The organism is Chromobacterium sp. INPA-IVC, from assembly GCF_059047085.1.
In genome coordinates this window covers 297,496-315,821 of the sequence record NZ_JBTNLS010000003.1, presented here as the reverse complement: position 1 = coordinate 315,821, position 18,326 = coordinate 297,496, and the positions used below count along the sequence as shown (strand labels likewise).

Annotated in this window: 14 protein-coding genes; 10 read left to right on the top strand and 4 right to left on the bottom strand. The window is 65.7% G+C overall.

Annotated elements, in window-relative coordinates; translation table 11 throughout:
- Both ACX17K_RS06880 and ACX17K_RS06875 read right to left on the bottom strand, forming a co-directional pair.
- A complete protein-coding gene (locus tag ACX17K_RS06880) occupies window positions 1-1,476 on the bottom strand; it encodes a protein adenylyltransferase SelO (protein ID WP_493774238.1) in 1,476 nt (491 codons plus the stop codon).
- Between the two features lie 259 nt (window positions 1,477-1,735).
- On the bottom strand, window positions 1,736-4,012 hold the full coding sequence (locus ACX17K_RS06875; protein ID WP_493774237.1) for a YgiQ family radical SAM protein: 2,277 nt from the start codon (window positions 4,010-4,012) through the stop codon (window positions 1,736-1,738).
- Between the two features lie 268 nt (window positions 4,013-4,280).
- On the opposite strand from ACX17K_RS06875, the gene kdoO reads away from it, so the two are divergent.
- The 9 genes from kdoO to ACX17K_RS06830 all read left to right on the top strand — a co-directional run bounded on the left by kdoO (window position 4,281) and on the right by ACX17K_RS06830 (window position 15,191).
- A complete protein-coding gene (gene kdoO / locus ACX17K_RS06870) occupies window positions 4,281-5,132 on the top strand; it encodes a Kdo hydroxylase KdoO (RefSeq protein WP_493774236.1) in 852 nt (283 codons plus the stop codon).
- Window positions 5,133-5,271: 139 nt separating this feature from the next.
- Entirely contained in the window at window positions 5,272-5,991 is a 720-nt protein-coding gene (locus ACX17K_RS06865) for a GNAT family N-acetyltransferase (RefSeq protein ID WP_493774235.1), read from the top strand.
- Window positions 5,978-6,577 carry a class I SAM-dependent methyltransferase gene (locus tag ACX17K_RS06860; protein ID WP_493774234.1) on the top strand — a complete coding sequence of 200 codons (600 nt, stop codon included), beginning with the start codon at window positions 5,978-5,980 and terminating at the stop codon, window positions 6,575-6,577. The genes ACX17K_RS06865 and ACX17K_RS06860 overlap by 14 nt, the downstream gene beginning before the upstream one ends.
- Window positions 6,578-6,689: 112 nt before the next feature.
- A complete protein-coding gene (locus ACX17K_RS06855) occupies window positions 6,690-8,372 on the top strand; it encodes a glutamine--tRNA ligase/YqeY domain fusion protein (protein ID WP_463090698.1) in 1,683 nt (560 codons plus the stop codon).
- Window positions 8,373-8,458: 86 nt separating this feature from the next.
- Window positions 8,459-10,105: a bifunctional UDP-sugar hydrolase/5'-nucleotidase UshA gene (ushA, locus tag ACX17K_RS06850; protein ID WP_493774233.1), complete on the top strand. Its 1,647-nt coding sequence runs from the start codon at window positions 8,459-8,461 to the stop codon at window positions 10,103-10,105.
- Window positions 10,106-10,346: 241 nt separating this feature from the next.
- Window positions 10,347-11,564: a 6-phosphofructokinase gene (locus ACX17K_RS06845; protein WP_493774232.1), complete on the top strand. Its 1,218-nt coding sequence runs from the start codon at window positions 10,347-10,349 to the stop codon at window positions 11,562-11,564.
- Window positions 11,565-11,719: 155 nt separating this feature from the next.
- A complete protein-coding gene (cysS, locus tag ACX17K_RS06840; RefSeq protein WP_493774231.1) occupies window positions 11,720-13,093 on the top strand; it encodes a cysteine--tRNA ligase in 1,374 nt (457 codons plus the stop codon).
- Between the two features lie 108 nt (window positions 13,094-13,201).
- Window positions 13,202-13,417 (top strand): 50S ribosomal protein L31, encoded by a 216-nt coding sequence (gene rpmE / locus ACX17K_RS06835; protein ID WP_021478681.1) that lies wholly within the window; start codon window positions 13,202-13,204, stop codon window positions 13,415-13,417.
- Window positions 13,418-13,532: 115 nt separating this feature from the next.
- Window positions 13,533-15,191 carry an ArnT family glycosyltransferase gene (locus ACX17K_RS06830; protein ID WP_493774230.1) on the top strand — a complete coding sequence of 553 codons (1,659 nt, stop codon included), beginning with the start codon at window positions 13,533-13,535 and terminating at the stop codon, window positions 15,189-15,191.
- Window positions 15,192-15,253: 62 nt separating this feature from the next.
- Here ACX17K_RS06830 and ACX17K_RS06825 read toward each other — a convergent pair whose 3' ends face one another.
- Window positions 15,254-16,168: a LysR family transcriptional regulator gene (locus ACX17K_RS06825; protein ID WP_493774229.1), complete on the bottom strand. Its 915-nt coding sequence runs from the start codon at window positions 16,166-16,168 to the stop codon at window positions 15,254-15,256.
- 96 nt (window positions 16,169-16,264) lie between these two features.
- On the opposite strand from ACX17K_RS06825, the gene ACX17K_RS06820 reads away from it, so the two are divergent.
- Entirely contained in the window at window positions 16,265-17,233 is a 969-nt protein-coding gene (locus ACX17K_RS06820; RefSeq protein WP_493774228.1) for an NAD-dependent epimerase/dehydratase family protein, read from the top strand.
- Between the two features lie 93 nt (window positions 17,234-17,326).
- On the opposite strand, the gene ACX17K_RS06815 is transcribed toward ACX17K_RS06820, so the two are convergent.
- Complete coding sequence (locus ACX17K_RS06815) at window positions 17,327-18,175, bottom strand: HDOD domain-containing protein (RefSeq protein WP_493774227.1); 849 nt, start codon at window positions 18,173-18,175, stop codon at window positions 17,327-17,329.
- Window positions 18,176-18,326: the final 151 nt, after the last annotated feature.

Sequence of the window (18,326 nt, the reverse complement as noted above, 5' to 3'; positions counted from 1 at the left end):
TCACGTCCCGCAAAACGTCCTATACCCCTCGGCCAGCTCCGGTTCCGCCGGCAGCGCGTAGCGTTCCCATCCCTCGCGCTCGGCGAACGGCTGGCGCAGCGCTTCCAATAGCTTCAGCGCCGGTTTCATGTCGCCGCGTTCGCTGGCGGCGTCCAATGCTTCTTCCACCAGATGGTTGCGCGGAATGTAGAGCGGGCTTTCGCGGCGCATCGCGGCGGCGATGTCGGGCGGCCGGCGGGTGCGCGGCACGTGGCGGGCGTGCCATTGCTTGAGCCATGGCGCCAGCGCGTCCGGCGCGGGGAAAAGTCCAGCCAGCCGTTCGGGCTTGCCCTCCGCTTCGTCGGCCAGGTAGCGCCAGGCCAGGGTGTGGTCGACGCCGTGGGCGGCCAGCAGCACCAGCCAGTCGTCGGCCAGCGCCTGATCGCCGTCGCGCTCGCCCTCCAGGCCCAGCTTGCGGCGCGCCTGCTCCAGCCAGCGGCGCTGGTATTGCTCCTCGAAGCCTTCGACGATTTCGGTCGCGGCAGGCACGGCGGCGGCCGGGTCTTCCGGCGAGATCAATGGCAGCAGGGTTTCGGCGAAGCGAGCCAGGTTCCATTGGGCGATGGCCGGCTGGTTGCCGTAGGAATAGCGGCCCTGGTGGTCTATCGAGCTGAACACGGTGCCGGGGTAGTGGGCGTCCATGAAGGCGCAGGGGCCGTAGTCTATGGTTTCGCCGGACAGCGCCATATTGTCGGTGTTCATCACGCCGTGGATGAAGCCGGCGTGCATCCAGCGGGCGATCAGCGCCGCCTGGCGCTCTGCCATGGCGGCCAGCAGCGCCAGGTGGCGGCCGTCCTGGCCGGCCAGCTCCGGATAGTGGCGGGCGATGGTGTAGTCGGCCAGCTTTTCCAGCATGCCGGTTTCGCCGCGGATGGCGAAGTACTGGAAGGTGCCGACGCGCAGATGGCTGGCGGCTACGCGGGCCAGCACCGCGCCGGGCAGCGGGCGCTCGCGGTAGACCGGCTCGCCGGTGGCGGTTACCGCCAGCGCGCGGGTGGTGGGGATGCCCAGCGCCTGCATCGCCTCGCCGACGATCAGCTCCCTCAGCATCGGCCCGACGGCGGCCTTGCCGTCGCCGCGGCGCGAGAACGGCGTCTGGCCGCTGCCCTTGAGGGCGATGTCGCGCCGTTGGCCGTTGCGGTCGATCACCTCGCCCAGCAGCAGCGCGCGTCCGTCGCCCAGCGACGGCGACAGGCCGCCGAACTGGTGGCCGGCGTAGGCCTGGGCGATCGGTTGCGCGCCCTCGGGGATGTCCGCGCCGGAGAACAGCCGCGCCAGTTCGGCTTCGTTGGCGTGTTCGGTATCCAGGCCCAGCTCGTCTGCCAGCTCTGCGTTCCAGTACAGCAGCTCCGGCGCCGGCGGCGTTTCCGGCCGCACCGGCGCCCAGGCGTCGGGCAGGTCGCGGGCGTAACTGTGGTCGAAGGGGATGCGGATCATGGCGGGGTCTCGTGGGAGGAGGTGTCGTAGGCTTGTCTGTCGGCCCCGTTCCCCAACCGCCCTCCCGTAGGAGAGCGGTTTGGCGATGGGGAGGGGCACCATTGCTGCGGCATTCAGTTTCACGGTCGAGTGTTACCGTTTATGGCATGCCGTCCACAACATTGTGCCCCTAGTCGGAGCGCGGCGCCAGCGCATTGGCATGTCGGGCGCGGCGGCGAGAAAAACGCCGCGGTCAGCGGCGTTTTCTGGCGGGACGGCGTCAGCGGCTGCGGCCGGTCTTGCCGCCGGGTTTGGCCGGCGAGCGGCCAGCCTGCGGCTTGCCAGCACCCGGCCTGCCGCCTTGCCCGCCTTGGCCGCGCGCGCCGACGGCCGCGGCCGGCTTGGCGCGCTGCCCTTGCTGCGGCTGGCGGGCGTTGGAAGATTTGCCGCGGCTCATCGGCGCGCCCATCTTGTGGCGCACCGCGGCGGCCTTGTCGCCCGGCGGCGTCGGCGGGATCAGGCAGTGTTTGCTGTGGCCGATCAGGTCGCTGCGGCCCATCTGGATCAGCGCGTCGTGGATGATCTGCCAGTTGTCCGGATGGTGGTAGCGCAGGAAGGCCTTGTGCAGCTTGCGGCGGTAGCCGTCGCGCACCACGTCCACCTTTTCCGAGCTGCGGCTCAGGCGCTTCAGCGGATTGCGGCGGGTGTGCCACATGGTGGTGGCCATCGCCATCGGCGTCGGGGTGAAGGTTTGCACCTGGTCCAGGCGGAAGTTGTTCTTCTTCAGCCACAGCGCCAGATTCATCATGTCCTCGTCGCTGGTGCCCGGGTGGGCGGCGATGAAGTAGGGGATCAGGTACTGTTCCTTGCCGGCCTGGCGGCTGAAGCGCTCGAACAGCTCCTTGAACTTGTCGTAGGCGCCCATGCCCGGCTTCATCATCTTGGACAGCGGGCCGTCCTCGGTGTGTTCCGGGGCGATCTTCAGATAGCCGCCGACGTGGTGCTGCACCAGCTCCTTGATGTACTCGGGCGAGCGCACGGCCAGGTCGTAGCGCAGGCCGGACTGGATGTTGATCTTCTTCACGCCGGGCAGCGCGCGCGCCTTGCGGTACAGCTGGATCAGGTGGCTGTGGTCGGTGTTCAGGTTTTCGCAGATGTCCGGGAACACGCAGGACAGCTTTCTACAGGACGACTCGATCTTCGGGTCCTTGCAGCTCAAGCGGTACATGTTCGCGGTCGGGCCGCCCAGATCGGAGATGTGGCCGGTGAAGCCCGGGGTCTTGTCGCGGATTTCCTCGATCTCGTGCAGGATGGATTCTTCCGAGCGGCTCTGGATGATGCGGCCTTCGTGCTCGGTGATCGAGCAGAAGGTGCAGCCGCCGAAGCAGCCGCGCATGATGTTGACCGAGTACTTGATCATTTCCCAGGCCGGGATGTGGGCGTCGCCATAGGCCGGGTGCGGGTTGCGGGCGTAGGGCAGACCGTAGACGAAGTCCATTTCCTCGGTGACGAGCGGGATCGGCGGCGGGGTCAGCCACACGTCGCGCTCGCCGTGCATCTGCACCAGCGCGCGGGCGTTGCCGGGGTTGGATTCCAGGTGCAGCGTGCGGCTGGCGTGGGCGTACAGCACCGGGTCGTGGGCGACGGCTTCGTAGGCCGGGATGCGGATCACGGTCTTGGCGCGCTCGGCGCGGCGCTTGGCCAAGCGCTCTTCGCGCGATTCGATGCGGATCACCTGCGGCTTGGACGGATCGATGCCCTTGGTGGCTTCGGCCGCCTGCTCCGGAATTTCCTGATACGGGTTCAGGTGCGGGTCGACGCGGCCGGGGATGTCCACCACGCTGGAGTCCATCTCCTGCCATTCGTCGTCCGGACGCCAGCCGTGCGGCACGATGAAGGCGGTGCCGCGGATGTCGCGCATCTCGGACAGCTTTTCGCCCTTGGCCGCGCGGTGGGCGATTTCCACCAGCGCGCGCTCGGCGTTGCCGTACAGCAGGATGTCGGCCTTGGAGTTGACCAGCACCGACGGGCGCACCTTGTCGCTCCAGTAATCGAAGTGGGCGATACGGCGCAGGCTGGCTTCGATGCTGCCTATCATCACGCCGACGCCGGGATAGGCCTCGCGGCAGCGCTGGGCGTAGACGGTGACCGCGCGGTCCGGGCGCTTGTTGGGCTCCGCGTGCGGCGTGTAGGCGTCGTCGGAGCGCGCGCGGCGGTCGGCGGTGTAGCGGTTGATCATCGAATCCATATTGCCGGCGGTGACGCCGAAGAACAGGTTCGGCTTGCCCAGTTCGCGGAACGCATCCGCGCTGTGCCAGTCCGGCTGGGCGATGATGCCGACGCGAAAGCCTTGAGCCTCCAGCAAGCGGCCCACCAGCGCCATGCCGAAACTCGGATGGTCGATGTAGCAGTCCCCTGTGATCAGGATGATGTCGCAGGAGTCCCAACCCAGCTCGTCCATTTCGGCGCGGGTCATCGGCAGGAACGGGGCGGTGCCGAAACGGCTGGCCCAGTACTTGCGGTAGGAATCGATTGGTTTGGCTTGCGGAGTAGTCATGCGTTCACGTCGAATTCAGGCAGCCGGCCATTATGCCGCATTCTGGCAAAAAAATCAGCATAAACAACTGTTTATTCTCGCCAATCGCCCGCATGGCGGTAGGGGCTTTGCGCGCGGGGATTTTTCAGGCGAATCAATGCGCTGGCCGGCTTGCGCCGGGGCGGGGCTGCCGGCGCGGCGGCTTTGGGTGTACCCTTGCCGGTTTGCGCGGGGCGGCAAGCCCGCGCCTCTCGAAATATTGGATATTGCCGGGATGGGAGACGAAATCATGGCGGAACGCATTGTTGGAGTGAAAGACGGGGACACGGGGCTGGTGAGCAGGCTGGAGGCGGGCGCGGTGCTGCATGTGCCGGATTTCGGCTTTACGCTCGATGCCGCCGAACAGGCGTTGCTGAATCCGGCCATCGCCGACCCCAAGCGCAAGAACATCAGTCTGGAGCCGAACAACGGCGCGCTGCACGGCGTGCTGGGCGGCGACGAGGCGCAGGCGGCGGTGCGCGCGCTGGTCTCGCGCTATCAGCGGGCGGCGGCCGACCTTCTGGCGCGCGTGCTGCCGGAATACCAGGGCAAGACCCGCGCCGCGCCCACCAGCCTGCGCCTGGTGCGGGTGGAAGACCGCAAAACTTCGTGGCGCAAGGACGACAGCCGGCTGCATGTGGACGCTTTTCCATCGCGCCCAACCTACGGCGAGCGCATCCTGCGCGTGTTTTGCAACATCAACCCGGCGGGCGAGCCGCGGGTGTGGCGCGTCGGCGAGCCGTTCGAGGATATGGCGAAGAAGATGCTGCCGCGGGTGCCGGCCCAATGGCCGGGATCGGCCGCGCTGCTGGCGGCGCTGAAGATCACCAAGCGCAAGCGCAGCGGCTACGACCACATCATGCTGCATCTGCACGACGCGATGAAGGCCGATCTGGAGTACCAGAAGAACTGTCCGCAGCAGACGGTGCCGTTCGCGCCGGGCGGCGCCTGGATCTGCTTCTCCGACCACGCGTCCCACGCGGTGATGTCCGGCCAGTTCATGTTGGAGCAGACGCTGTGGCTGCCGCTGGACAAGATGGACGACACGGCCAAGTCGCCGCTGCGGCAACTGGAGCGGCTGACCGGCAGAATGCTGACATGAATTTTCCTGCATCAAACTCAAAACGGGTAACGCGGCTTGCCGTTTTGTAGCAAAATGACCTGGTTTTAGCGATCCGGCGCCGCGCCTGCGGCGGCCGGGCCCGCCATTTTCATGGAAAAACAGAAACGGTCGCCCGAGCATGCATTCTCCGCAGATATCCCCGTCCTTCATCTCCTCGATCCAGCTTCTGCCTGGCTGGCGTTCCGCCGGCAAGGCGCCCGAGATCGCCATCCATGGCGAGACCGTGTCCTTGCGTCCGCTGGACGCGCCCCGCCACGGCGCGGCGCTGTTCCGCCTGTTCGCCGGCGACGACGAGCATTGGGAGCATCTGCCCTATGGCCCGTTCGCCGATGAGGATGGATTCATGACCTGGCTGGCGCTGACCGTGGCGCAGTCCGACACCGCGCTCTACATCGTGTGCGCCAAAGACTCGGAGCAGCCGCTGGGTTTCCTCGGCTACCGGCAGATGGTCCAGGCCCACGGGGCGGTCGAGATCGGCCACGTCAATTTTTCGGCGTCGCTGCGCCGCACCCGCTTGGCCACCGAGGCGGCGTTCCTGCTGTTGAAGGCCGCGTTCGAGCTGGGCTACCGCCGCTGCGAATGGCGCTGCGATTCGCGCAACGCCGCTTCCGCCGCCGCGGCCCGCCGCCTGGGTTTCCAGTTCGAGGGCACCCTGCGCCAGACCATGGTGGTCAAGCGCCGCAATCGCGACACCCACGTGTTTTCCATGCTGGATGGCGAGTGGGAGGCATTGAGGCCGGCTTATGCCGCTTATCTGGCGGGCGGCAATTTCGACGAGGCGGGCAAACAGCGCCGCCCGTTGGCCGATTTTCTGGGCGAGGTCCGTGAGCCGGCCTGACCTGTTCGAGAACCGGGACCCGTGGCTGGCGCGCTGGCTGCCGCTGCTGCGGGAGGCGGGCAGGCTGGGGCCGGTGTTGGAGATAGGCTGCGGCGAGGGCGAGGATTCGGTCGAGCTGCTCGACGCGGGGCTGGAGTTGATAGCCTTTGATCTATCGGCCGACTCGGTTGCCGCCGCAGCCCGCCGCGCGCCCGGCGGCAAGTTCCATTGCCGGGATGCCAGGCAGCCGTTTCCGCTGGATGGCGTGAAGCCGGGCGCGGTGGTGGCGAGTTTGTCCCTGCATTATTTTCCCTGGGACGAGACGGTGGAGATCGCGGAGCGCATCCGCCAGTGCCTGCCGCCCGGCGGCAAGCTGCTGTGCCGGCTGAACGCGACCGACGACCACCATTACGGCGCCAGCGGGCATCCGGAAATAGCGCCGGATTATTATCTGGTGGACGGCGCGCCCAAGCGGTTTTTCAATGAGCGGGCGGTGCGCGAGCTGTTCGCCGACGGCTGGCGCATCCTGTCGCTGGAGCACCATGTCAGCGGCAAATACGCGTTGCCGAAAGCCTTGTGGGAAGCGGCGCTGGAGAGGTCTGCCTGAGCCTGCCGTCCCCGTTCGGCCGGTGGGCGGGGCGGGGAATCGGATGCGTGGCGAAAATGGCGGGAAAATCGGTTACAATGGCCGATTCGCTATCCATACCCACAGCCAGAACATGAGCACGGAAAACAACGCGCCGGTTGTCAACAACTTCATTCGCAGCATCATCGACGAGGATCTGGCCACCGGCCGCCGCAGCTCGGTGGTGACCCGCTTCCCGCCCGAGCCGAACGGCTTCGCCCACATCGGCCACGCCAAGGCGATCTGCATCAACTTCGGCCTGGCCGAAGACTACAACGGCCAGTGCAATCTGCGCATGGACGACACCAATCCGGAAAAGGAATCGGACGAGTTCGTCGAGGCGTTCAAGCAGGACATCTCCTGGCTGGGCTTCAAGTGGAACGGCGAGGTGCGCTACGCATCCGACTATTTCGACCGCCTGTACGGCTACGCCGTCGAGCTGATCCAGGCCGGCAAGGCCTATGTGGACGATCTGTCCGCCGAGGAAATGCGCCAGTACCGCGGCAACCTGACCGAGCCGGGCAAGAACAGCCCCTACCGCGACCGCACGCCGGAAGAAAACCTCGACCTGTTCACCCGCATGAAGAACGGCGAGTTCCCGGACGGCAGCAAGACGCTGCGCCTGAAGATCGATATGGCCTCCGGCAATATCAATCTGCGCGATCCGGCCATCTACCGCATCCGCCGCGTGCACCACCACCGCACCGGCGACAAGTGGTGCATCTACCCGATGTACGACTACACCCATTGCATCTCCGACGCCATCGAGGGCATCACCCATTCGCTGTGCTCGCTGGAGTTTGAAGACCATCGCCCGCTGTACGACTGGGTGCTGGACAACATCAGCATCGGCCACCATCCGCAGCAGATCGAATTCTCCCGCCTGGAACTGCTGTACGCGCTGACCTCCAAGCGCAAGCTGCAGGCGCTGGTCAACGACGGCGCCGTCACCGGCTGGGACGATCCGCGCATGCCCACCATCGCCGGCATGCGCCGCCGCGGCTACAGCCCGGCCGGCATCAAGCTGTTCGCCCAACGCATCGGCGTGTCGAAGAGCGAAAACATCATCGACATGGCCATCCTGGAAGGCGCGGTGCGCGAGACGCTGGAAAACGACTCGCCGCGCGTGATGGCCGTGGTCAATCCGCTGAAAGTGACGCTGACCAACTACGACGCCGCCGTCACCGCCAGCCGCAGCGCGCCGTTCCATCCGCACCATCCGGAATTCGGCGAGCGCGACGTGCCGATCGCCCGCGAGATCTGGATCGAGCGCGACGACTTCGCCGAAACGCCGCCGCCGAAGTGGCAACGCCTGACCGCCGGCGGCGAAGTGCGCCTGCGCTACTCCTACGTGATCAAATGCGACGAGGTGGTGAAGGACGCCAATGGCGAGATCGTCGAGCTGAAGTGCTCGATCGACCACGACACGCTGGGCAAGAATCCGGAAGGCCGCAAGGTCAAGGGCGTGATCCACTGGGTGTCGGCCGAGCATGCGATCCAGGCCGACGTGCGCTGGTATGACCGCCTGTTCACCGAGCAGCGTCCTGACGCGGTGCGCGGCGAGGATGGCGAATACGTCGACTTCCGCCAGTTCCTGAGCCCGGACTCGCTGAAGCTGGTGCCGGCCTTCGTCGAGGCTTCGGTGCTGCAGGCGGAACCGGAGTCGCGCTTCCAGTTCGAACGCCTGGGTTACTTCGTCACCGACCGCTACGAACACCGGAAGGGCGACAAGGCGGTGTTCAACCGCACCGTCGGTCTGAAGGACAGCTGGAAATAAATCATCGCAGCACTGCCGGATGGCGAGCCCCAGGGTTCGCCATTTTTGCATGCGCAAGCGGCAATGCCGGCTCATAAGGAGAAAAAATGCGCACCGAGCTCAAATTCATCGCCGTATCCCTGCTGGCCGCCGGCCTGTTGTCCGCCTGCGCGACGCCGCCGGGCAAGGGCAATTACGACAGCGGCAAGGTCTACAAGATCACCATCCTGCACACCAACGATCACCACGGCCGCTTCTGGCCCAACAGTGACGGCGAATACGGCCTCGCCGCGCAGAAAACGGTGGTGGACAAGGTGCGCGCCGAAGTGAAGGCCGAGGGCGGCTACATGCTGCTGCTGTCCGGCGGCGACATCAACACCGGGGTGCCGGAGTCCGATCTGCAGAACGCCGAGCCCGATTTCCGCGGCATGGACCGCATCGGCTACGACGCGATGGCGGTGGGCAACCACGAGTTCGACAAGCCGGTGCCGGTGCTGATGCAGCAGCGCAAGTGGATCAATTTCCCCATGCTGTCCGCCAATATCTACCAGGACGGCAAGCGGATGTTCGATCCCTACGCCATGTTCAACCTGGGCGGCGTCAAGGTGGCGGTGATGGGTCTGACCACCGACGACACCGCCAAGATGGTGAATCCGGCGCAGATCAAGGGCATCGAGTTCAAGAGCCCGATCGCCGAAGCCGCCACTCTGGTGCCGGAGTTGCGCCAGAAGGCCGACATCGTCATCGCCGCCACCCACATGGGCCATTACGCCGACGGCAATCATGGCGTCAACGCGCCCGGCGACGTGGAAATGGCGCGCGCGGTGAAGGGGCTGGACCTGATCGTCGGCGGCCACAGCCAGAACCCGGTGTGCATGAAGGCCGAGAACGTCCGCGACGACGCCTACGTGCCGGGCGCGCCGTGCGCGCCGGACCGCCAGAACGGCGCCTGGATCGTGCAGGCGCACGAATGGGGCAAATACGTCGGCCGCGCCGATTTCGAATTCCGCAACGGCAAGCTCAAACTGGTCAAATACCAGCTGATTCCGGTCAATCTGAAAAAGACGGTGAAGACCGCCGACGGCAAGGCCGAGAAGGTGCCATACACCGAGCTGATCCCGGAAGACAACAAGCTGCGCAGCTTCCTCAAGGCCTACCAGGACAAGGGCCAGGCCGAATTGGGCGTCAAGGTGGGCGAACTGTCGGCCAAGCTGGAGGGCGACCGTTCCGTGGTGCGCGGCAAGCCCACCAATCTGGGCGTGTTCGTCGGCGAGGCGATGATGGCCAGGACCCAGGCGGATTTCGCGGTGATCAACTCCGGCGGCATCCGCGACTCGCTGCCGGCCGGCGTAGTCAGCTACAAGGACGTGCTCAAGGTATTCCCGTTCGGCAGCACGCTGGCCTATGTCGACATGAGCGGGGCGGAGGCGCTGGATTACCTGAAGGCCGCGGCGCGGATGACGCCGGGCGCCGGCGCCTTCGCTCAGTTCGCCGGCGTCAGGCTGCGCATCGTCGGCGGCGAGCTGCAGCAGGCCGAGGTGGCCGGCAAGGCCATCGATCCGGCCCAGCGCTACCGCGTGGCGATCAACAGCTTCATGGCCTCCGGCGGCGATGGCTATCCGAAGATGATGGAGCATCCGGGCTATGTGAACACCGGCTTCGTCGACGCTGAAGTGCTCAAGGACTACGTGGCCAAGCATTCGCCGATCCGGGCCGAGCGCTACGCGCCGGCCGAGGCGGTGGTGCGCCAGTAGCCGCAAGGCTGACGCGGCCATGACGCAGCCCCGCCATGATGGCGGGGCTTTTCTTATTGGCGCCGGCGTGTAGCGCAGGCGCTACTTTTTCGTCGGTTTGCCGACGATCAAGGAAGCGTTTTTGCCGCGGCCCGGCGGCTTGAGGCCGTTCTCCGGCAAGTGGTATGGTGGTGGCGTTAGCAGCGTAACCAGGCTGTCGGCCCTTGCGCTGTCCAGACTGTCCCTTTCTCAGGTTGCGATCATGACCAAGCCAAGAGCCGTATATCTGCAATCCGGCGGACCCACCGCCGTTCTGAACGCTTCCGCCCAGGGCGCGATTGAAACCGCGCGCCGCCTGGGGCTTTCCCTGTATGCCGCTTACGATGGCCTGGCCGGCCTGCTGGACGGCCGCCTGTGCGACACCGACGGCGTGTCGGACACCGCCATCGCCCAGCTTGCCTTCATGCCTGGCGGCAGCTTCGGCGTCAGCCGCCGCATGATAGGCACGTTCGAGGAAGCGCCGGAGGACTGGCTGCGCCTGCGCGACGTGCTGGCCAAGCACGATATCCGCTATCTGTTGATCAACGGCGGCAACGGCTCGCTGGGCTGCGCCGAGCGGCTGGTCGATTTCGAAAAGCACACCGGCTACAAGCTGGGCGTGATCGGCATTCCCAAGACCATAGACAACGACCTGATGGGCACCGACAACAGCCCGGGCTATGGCTCGTCCGCCAAATTCCTGGCCAGCGCGATGCGCGAGGTGGGTCTGGACATGACCAGCATGGGCTGGGGCAGGGTGTTCATCATGGAAACCATGGGCCGCCATACCGGCTGGCTGGCCGCCGCCTGCGCCGCGTCGTCGCGCAGCCCGCAGGAGGCGCCGCACCTGTTGCTGTTGCCTGAGGTGGCGTTTGACCAGGAACGCTTCCTGGCCGCGCTGGACGCCAGCCTGGCCAAGCACGGCCAGTGCGCGATCGCGGTGGCCGAGGGCATCACCGGCGCGGACGGCCGCTTCGTCGCCGAGGCCAAGAAGTCCGAAACCTACGGCCATGAGCAGCTGGGCGGCGCCGGCCACTGGCTGGCCCAGCTGATCCTGCGCGAGCGCGGCATTTCCGCCCACGTGGCCCAAGTGGACTACCTGCAGCGCGCCGGTGGCCATCTGGCTTCCGCCACCGACGTCCGCCAGGCCTATGTGATGGGCGAGAAGGCGGTGGAATGGCTGCTGGCGGGCAAGACCGGGCTGATGGCCGGCATCCAGCGCCTGAACGACCATCCTTACTGCTGGGACGTGGCCGAAGTGCCGCTGTCGGCGGTGGGCGACAAGGAAAAACGGCTGCCGCCGGAGTTCATCGGCGCCGACGGCTTCAGCGTCACCCAGGCGTTCCTGAATTACGTGAAGCCGCTGATGGAGGGCGAGCGCATCCCGCCGTTCAAGGATGGCCTGCCGGATTACCGCCCGATCGCCTGGCCGCGCGTCTGATTCGCGATTGATGGCGAGAAACGGCCGCCGCGTCGCAAGGCGCGGCGGCCGTTTGCGCATTTCAGCGCGTAATGTCGCGGCTCGAATGACAGAAGCCGGCGCCGCTCTGTTACAATCTCTTTCCTTTGAATCATCAACCATAGGTTTTTTTGATCATGCTGAGCCTGTACAACACACTGACCCGCCAGAAGGAAGCGTTCAAACCCATCGAACCCGGCAAAGTGAGCATGTACGTCTGTGGCATGACCGTTTACGACCTCTGTCACATCGGCCACGCGCGCATGCTGGCCGCCTTCGACGTGATCTACCGCTGGCTGAAGGCCTCCGGCTACGAAGTCGACTACGTGCGCAATATCACCGACATCGAAGACAAGATCATCAAACGCGCGCTTGAGCGCGGCATCACGCCGGAGCAGCTGGTGGAGGAAACCATCGCCGACATGCGCCAGGACGCCGCTGCGCTGGGCCTGCTGCCGCCGACGCACGAGCCGCGCGCCACCCATCACGTGGGCGGCATGGTCGCGATGATCGAAACGCTGATCGCCAATGGCAAGGCCTATCCGGCCGCCAACGGCGACGTTTACTACGCGGTGCGCGAATTCGAAGGCTACGGCAAGCTGTCCGGCCGCACGCTGGACAAGCTGCGCGCCGGTGAGCGCGTGGAAGTGGACCCCAACAAGCGCGATCCGCTGGACTTCGTGCTGTGGAAAGCCGCCAAGCCGGGCGAGCCGTCCTGGGACAGCCCGTGGGGCAAGGGCCGTCCGGGCTGGCACATCGAGTGCTCGGTGATGAGCTGCCACCATCTGGGCGAGCAGTTCGACATCCACGGCGGCGGCGAGGACCTGCAGTTCCCGCACCACGAGAACGAGATCGCCCAATCCGAAGGCGCGCACGGCCATCAGTACGTCAATTACTGGCTGCACAACGGCTTCATCAATGTCGACGGCGAGAAGATGTCCAAGAGCCTGGGCAACTTCTTCACCATCCGCGATGTGCTGCAGCACTTCGACGGCGAGGTGATCCGCTTCTTCATCGTGCGCAGCCACTACCGCAGCCCGGTCAACTACACCGACGGCATCCTCAACGACGCCAAGCACGGCCTGACCCGCCTGTACACCGCGCTGCGCGGCATCGAGTTGCCGGCGTTCGCGGGCCTGGACTGGAGCAACGCCTATGCCGCCCGCTTCAAGGCGGCGATGGACGACGACTTCAACTCGTCCGAGGCGGTGGCGGTGCTGTTCGAGCTGGCCGGCGAAGTGAACAAGAGCCGCGATCCGCAGCTGGCTCGCCTGCTGAAAGACCTGGGCGGCGTGCTGGGCCTGCTGGAGCGCGATCCGGAAGCCTTCCTGCAAGGCGGCGTGGGCGAGGGCGAGCTGTCGGCTGAACAGGTGGAAGCGCTGATCCAGGCGCGCAAGGACGCGCGCGGCGCCAAGAATTGGGCCGAGTCCGACCGCATCCGCGACGAGCTGATCGCCAAGGGCATCGCGCTGGAAGACGGCGCCGGCGGCACCACCTGGCGCCGCGCCTGATCCGGGTTTGGCCGCAGGCGCTTGTCAACGGCGGCCAAACGGCGGATAATGCCATGTTTCGCAAGCAGTACAGGCAAAACCCCTGTACCCGATTTGAAAGGTAGAGAGATGAAAACCGATATTCACCCGAACTACAAAGAACTGTCCGTTACCTGCTCCTGCGGCAGCCAGTTCGTGACCAAGTCCACCATGGGCAAAGACGCTTTCTCGATCGAAGTGTGCTCCAACTGCCACCCGTTCTACACCGGCAAGCAGAAGATTGTTGACACCGCTGGTCGCGTGGACAAGTTCAACCAGAAATTCGGCGGCTTCTTCAAGCGCTAAGCGCGTTGCCGTATCTGGACCCCGAAAAAGGCAGCCTGCGGCTGCCTTTTTTCATGCCTGCGCCGCATGCGTGGGATAATCATCAGATCCTTCGGAACAACAAGGTGGCAACAGGATGCTGACTTATTCCGCTCAGGCCAACTCTTTGGCCAAGCCGACTGAAAAACCCTGGATGCTGCTGCTGCTGTGTTTTATCTGGCTGTGGCCCGGCATCCTCGGCCACGATCCCTGGAAGCCGGACGAGCCCTTCGTGCTGGCCATCGCCCAAGGCATGCTGGACAGCGGCAACTGGCTGCTGCCGATGCTCAACGGCGCGCCTTATCTGGACAATCCTCCCCTGTATTACTGGCTTGCCGCCGGCTGCATCAAGCTGTTCTCGCCCTGGCTGCTGACGGCGCACGACGCCGCCAGGCTGGCGACGCCGCTGCTGATGTCGCTGTCGCTGCTGCTGGCCGGCATGGCGGGCCGCGACCTGATAGGCCGCCGCCACGGCCGCAGCGTGGTGATGATCCTGATAGGCTGCATCGGCCTGGTTGAGTCCGGCCATCAACTGACCCCCATCGTCGCCAGTTTTGCCGGCCTTACCGCCGCCTTCTACGCGCTGTCGCTGACCTTGCGTTCGCCGGGCCTCGCCGGCGCGCTGCTGGGCGCGGCCAGCGTGATGACCTTCCTGGGCGGCAGCCTGACGGATCTGCTGCTGATCTGGCTGGTGGCGGTGATGCTGCCGGCCTTCAGCGGCTGGCGGCGCAAGAATTACGCGATCACGCTGCTGCTGGGATTGCTGCTGGCCCTGCCCGCCATCCTGGTGTGGCCGATGCTGCTGCAGCGTCTGTACCCGGCGGTGTACGCCGAGTGGTGGGGTAATTACGCGCTGGGCGGTTCCAGCGGCTTCCGCCATGTCCGGCTGTTCCATGACTTCGGCTATTACAGCCTGAACGTCTTGTGGTTCGCTTTTCCCGCCTGGCCGCTGGCGATGTGGACGCTGTACCGCAACCGCCAGCTGCAGTCTCCCAAGCTGCAGCTGCCGCTGCTGTTCACGCTGATGATCGCGGTGCTGCTGACCTTGTCCGACCGCGCCAGCATCACCGACGCGATGCCGCTGTTGCTGCCGCTGGCCGTGCTGGCTGCGGTGGAGCTGGACAATCTGCGCCGCGGCGCAGCCGCCTTCCTCAACTGGTTCGCGTTGATGACTTTCGGCCTGTTCGGCTTGTTGGTGTGGCTGGGCTGGGCGGCGATGAACTATGGCTGGCCGGAAGGGCTGGCGGGACGCGCGCAGTACTTCAGCCCCTTTTACCAGCCGCATGTGTCCTGGCTGCAGGCAGCGGGCGGCCTGATCGCCACCCTGGTGTGGCTGTGGGCGCTGACCCGGCCCCATTTGCGGGGCCGCCAGGCGATCACCAACTGGGCGGCCGGCCTGACGCTGTTGTGGGGGCTGGGGATGACCTTGTGGCTGCCCTGGTTCGACGCCGCCAAGAGCTACCGCCCGGTGGTGAACAGCATGCTGCGCAAGCTGCCGGCCACCGCCACCTGCATCGCGACGGAAAACCGCAACAGCCTGGCCATGATCAGCTGGCGCTACTACGCCGGCATCGACTTGCTGTCCTTCCCGGGCGGCGAGACGCCGCCGTGCGACTACTGGCTGGTGGTGCGCAACAGCGAGGAAGGCGTGGCCGAGCCAGGCTGGCAGGTGCTGTGGGCCGGCAACCGCCCGCGGGAGCAGAACATGACCTTCGCGTTGCTGCAACGCTTGCCGCCGCCGAAAGCGCCCAAGTAAGGGCTGCCGCCTAAATCAAAGCCGCGCCGGGATCATGCCGGGGCGGCTTTTTTCATGGAGGGCTATTCGGAGTTCGGCAGGCCCGGCGGCATCGGCCCCGCATAGCGTTGCATGCCCGTTACCAGCGCGTCGAACACGGCCTTGCAGGCGCGATTGTGGCGCAGGTCCTCATGCATGGTGATCCAGGTGTCCAGGCGCAGCGCGTAATGCTCGGGCAGGATGCGCCGCAACCCGTCACGCCGCGCCAGCGGCAATTGGCAGAAGCCGAGGCCGGCGCCGGCCCGCAACAGCGCCAGCTGCGCCAGGTCGCTGTCGCTGCGCAGGGCGAATCCTTCCCGCGCCATGCCGGGCATCCGTTTGGCGGCCTCCCTCTGGAAGGCGCTGGGCTGGTCGAAGCCGATCAGGCTGTGTCGGCCCAGGTCTTCCATGGAGGCGGGTTCGCCATGCTCGGCCAGATACGCAGGCGCGGCAAACAGGCCGATCTCGATGACGCCTACCGGGCGGGCGATCAACTGAGCCTGCCGCGGCACCAGCATGCGCACGGCGATGTCTGCCTCCCGCTGCAGCAGGTCCTGCGCGCGGTTGCTCAGCGCCAGCTCTATCGTGATCGCGGGATGGTGGCGGCGCAGCTCGGCCAGCATCGGCGGCAGCACCTCCACGCCCACCACCTCGCTGGAGGTGATCCTCACCACGCCGCGCGGCGCATCCCCCTGGTTGGAGGCCATGCGCTCCAGCGCCGCCGCGTGGCTGGCCATCGCCTCCGCGTGCGGGCGCAGCACCCGGGCCGCGTCTGTCGGCAGCAGCCCGCCCTGGGAGCGGGTGAACAGCGGAATGCCCAGCGCGGCCTCCAGCGCGTCGATATGGCGGCCGAGCGTCGGCTGGGCCTGGCCCAGCGCGCGCGCCGCCGCGGAGAGCGATCCCTCTCGCAGCACGGCGAGGAAGGAGCGGTACAGCTGCCAGTCTATCGTGGTATCCATTCGTAAATGTATGGATGGTATGCTGTTTTAGTCAATTCCGTATTGATTCGCGCCGCCATAAGATGACTCCACCAAGACAAACCAAGGAGCAAGATCATGACGACTCGACAAACGGCGCTGGTGGTGGGAGCGGCTGGCGGCATCGGCGGGGAGCTGGCCCGCCAGCTGCGCGACGCGGGGTGGGAAGTGCGCGGCCTGGTGCGCAGCCTGGAGCAGCCGGTCCAGACACGCGACGGCATCGTTTGGATTCGGGGCGACGCGATGCGGCCGGACGATGTGGCGAAGGCGGCCGAGGGCTGCGGGGTGATCGTCCATGCGGTGAATCCCCCCGGCTACAAGCGCTGGGCCGAGCTGGTGCTGCCGATGCTGGACAGCACCATCGCCGCGGCGAAGCGGGAGGGCGCCACCATCGTGCTGCCTGGAACGGTGTACAACTATGGTCCGGACGCTTTTCCCATCCTCAAGGAAAACTCGCCGCAGCGCCCGCTGACGCGCAAGGGCGCGATCCGGGTGGAGATGGAGGCCCGTCTGCGCGCCCACGCGGCCGGCGGCGGCAGGGCGCTGATTGTGCGCGCCGGAGATTTCTTCGGCCCCAAGGCCGGCAACAACTGGTTCTCGCAAGGGCTGATCCAGCCCGGCAAGATCGCCCGCCGCATCCAGAATCCGGCCATGCCCGGCATCGGCCACCAGTGGTCATACCTGCCGGATGTGGCGAGCAATATCGTAGCGCTCTTGGCGCGGCGCGAATCGCTGGAGCCGTTTGCCACTTTCCATCTGGGCGGCTATTGGGATGCGGACGGCACCCAGATAGCGCAGGCCATCCGCCGCGCGCTGCAAAAGCACGGCGTCAACGCCAAGGTGGAAGCCTTCCCTTGGTGGCTGATTCGGCTGATCGCGCCATTCAACGCCACGCTGCGGGAAGTGATGGAAATGCGCTACCTGTGGCGCAAGCCGGTGCGGATGGACAACGGCAAGCTGCTGGGGGTATTGGGGAGGGAGCGGGTGACGCCGCTGGACGAGGCGGTGGAGGCGACGCTGAAGGGCTTGGGTTGTCTGCCGGCTTAAACCGGAAAATAGGGGGTGAGGATTAATTGACGGGCCGGCGCGCGCTGAGGGGCTTGCGGCGCCATGTATTGGGCGCGCATTGCCGCTGGCTTTTCATTCCCCTTGCAGGCCAGCGAGAATATGAGTCTTCTGCTCATCGGAAATCGGCAGGGCCGAGATCAATTTTTCCTTGGCGACGCCTGGTATGTACTGGGAGATATTGTCGATGTCGAAAGGCAGGGCCGGGTTGTCGGGATCCTGGGTCAGGTGACGGGCGCAGTCGATGGCGATTTGCGCGATATGGGTGCGCGGCCGGTCGACGCCCCGGATCAGCTGGCTGATCATTTGCGGCAACTGCCAGATGTCGGCCAGCGCCAGCGTCAATTGCCGGAAGGTGAATCCGGCGGTGTTCAACTGGGCCAAGCCGGTTCGGTTGGCGCGTCCGGATTCGAATTCCGCGATGGCCGCGGTCGGCAATTCCGGCGCGAAATGCCAAAGCAGCAAATCTCCGGTTTCGGAAAGCAGCGTGGCCAGCGAGATTTCCTCGGGCGAGGTGTCGGCACGGAAATTCGACCACGCCCGCGCGATGCTGGATGCCATGACGGCGGTGGCAACCGCCGCTTTCCAGCCGGGATGATCCACATTCACCACCGGGCTTCTGGAAATCAGCGAATACAATTCATCGCTGCCCAGCTGGAGGATGGTGGCCAATTGGGTGGTGGTTTCCTTGCCAAGCCGCCTGGAGCGGTGCCGCTCGGCCTCTATCAGCAATTTGACGGCCAGATAGGGATCGTCGTGAACCATTTCCACCAGTTCCCGCGGCGAAAACTCAGGCGCCTCTTTCCCCTGGGATTTCAGCGACTGGAAAATATCCCGCGTCGCCGATAGAACAGGAATATCCTTGTCTTTCAGGTAGGCCGCCCATTGTTCAATACCCCAGCCTTGCTGGTGCCGGCTCAACATTTTTCCGCTCCGAAAATCGCTGCGCTTCGCGTTATAGCGTGATCGGTGGATGCCGTCCGTATTTGTGGTATCCATCGCGGCTCAGCAAGCGCTTTAGCCTTCTATTCATGATAATTCAGTTCCAGGCATCCAGCGCTTGAAAACATCCTGA

Excerpts from the sequence above, each read along its gene's own strand:
- kdoO (WP_493774236.1), top strand. The coding sequence starts at position 4,281 with ATGGCGGAACGCATTGTTGGAGTGAAAGACGGGGACACGGGGCTGGTG.
- ACX17K_RS06825 (WP_493774229.1), bottom strand. The coding sequence starts at position 16,168 with ATGGATACCACGATAGACTGGCAGCTGTACCGCTCCTTCCTCGCCGTG.
- ACX17K_RS06875 (WP_493774237.1), bottom strand. The coding sequence starts at position 4,012 with ATGACTACTCCGCAAGCCAAACCAATCGATTCCTACCGCAAGTACTGG.
- cysS (WP_493774231.1), top strand. The coding sequence starts at position 11,720 with ATGCTGAGCCTGTACAACACACTGACCCGCCAGAAGGAAGCGTTCAAA.
- ushA (WP_493774233.1), top strand. The coding sequence starts at position 8,459 with ATGCGCACCGAGCTCAAATTCATCGCCGTATCCCTGCTGGCCGCCGGC.
- ACX17K_RS06830 (WP_493774230.1), top strand. The coding sequence starts at position 13,533 with ATGCTGACTTATTCCGCTCAGGCCAACTCTTTGGCCAAGCCGACTGAA.
- ACX17K_RS06855 (WP_463090698.1), top strand. The coding sequence starts at position 6,690 with ATGAGCACGGAAAACAACGCGCCGGTTGTCAACAACTTCATTCGCAGC.
- ACX17K_RS06815 (WP_493774227.1), bottom strand. The coding sequence starts at position 18,175 with ATGTTGAGCCGGCACCAGCAAGGCTGGGGTATTGAACAATGGGCGGCC.
- ACX17K_RS06845 (WP_493774232.1), top strand. The coding sequence starts at position 10,347 with ATGACCAAGCCAAGAGCCGTATATCTGCAATCCGGCGGACCCACCGCC.
- ACX17K_RS06820 (WP_493774228.1), top strand. The coding sequence starts at position 16,265 with ATGACGACTCGACAAACGGCGCTGGTGGTGGGAGCGGCTGGCGGCATC.
- rpmE (WP_021478681.1), top strand. The coding sequence starts at position 13,202 with ATGAAAACCGATATTCACCCGAACTACAAAGAACTGTCCGTTACCTGC.
- ACX17K_RS06865 (WP_493774235.1), top strand. The coding sequence starts at position 5,272 with ATGCATTCTCCGCAGATATCCCCGTCCTTCATCTCCTCGATCCAGCTT.
- ACX17K_RS06880 (WP_493774238.1), bottom strand. The coding sequence starts at position 1,476 with ATGATCCGCATCCCCTTCGACCACAGTTACGCCCGCGACCTGCCCGAC.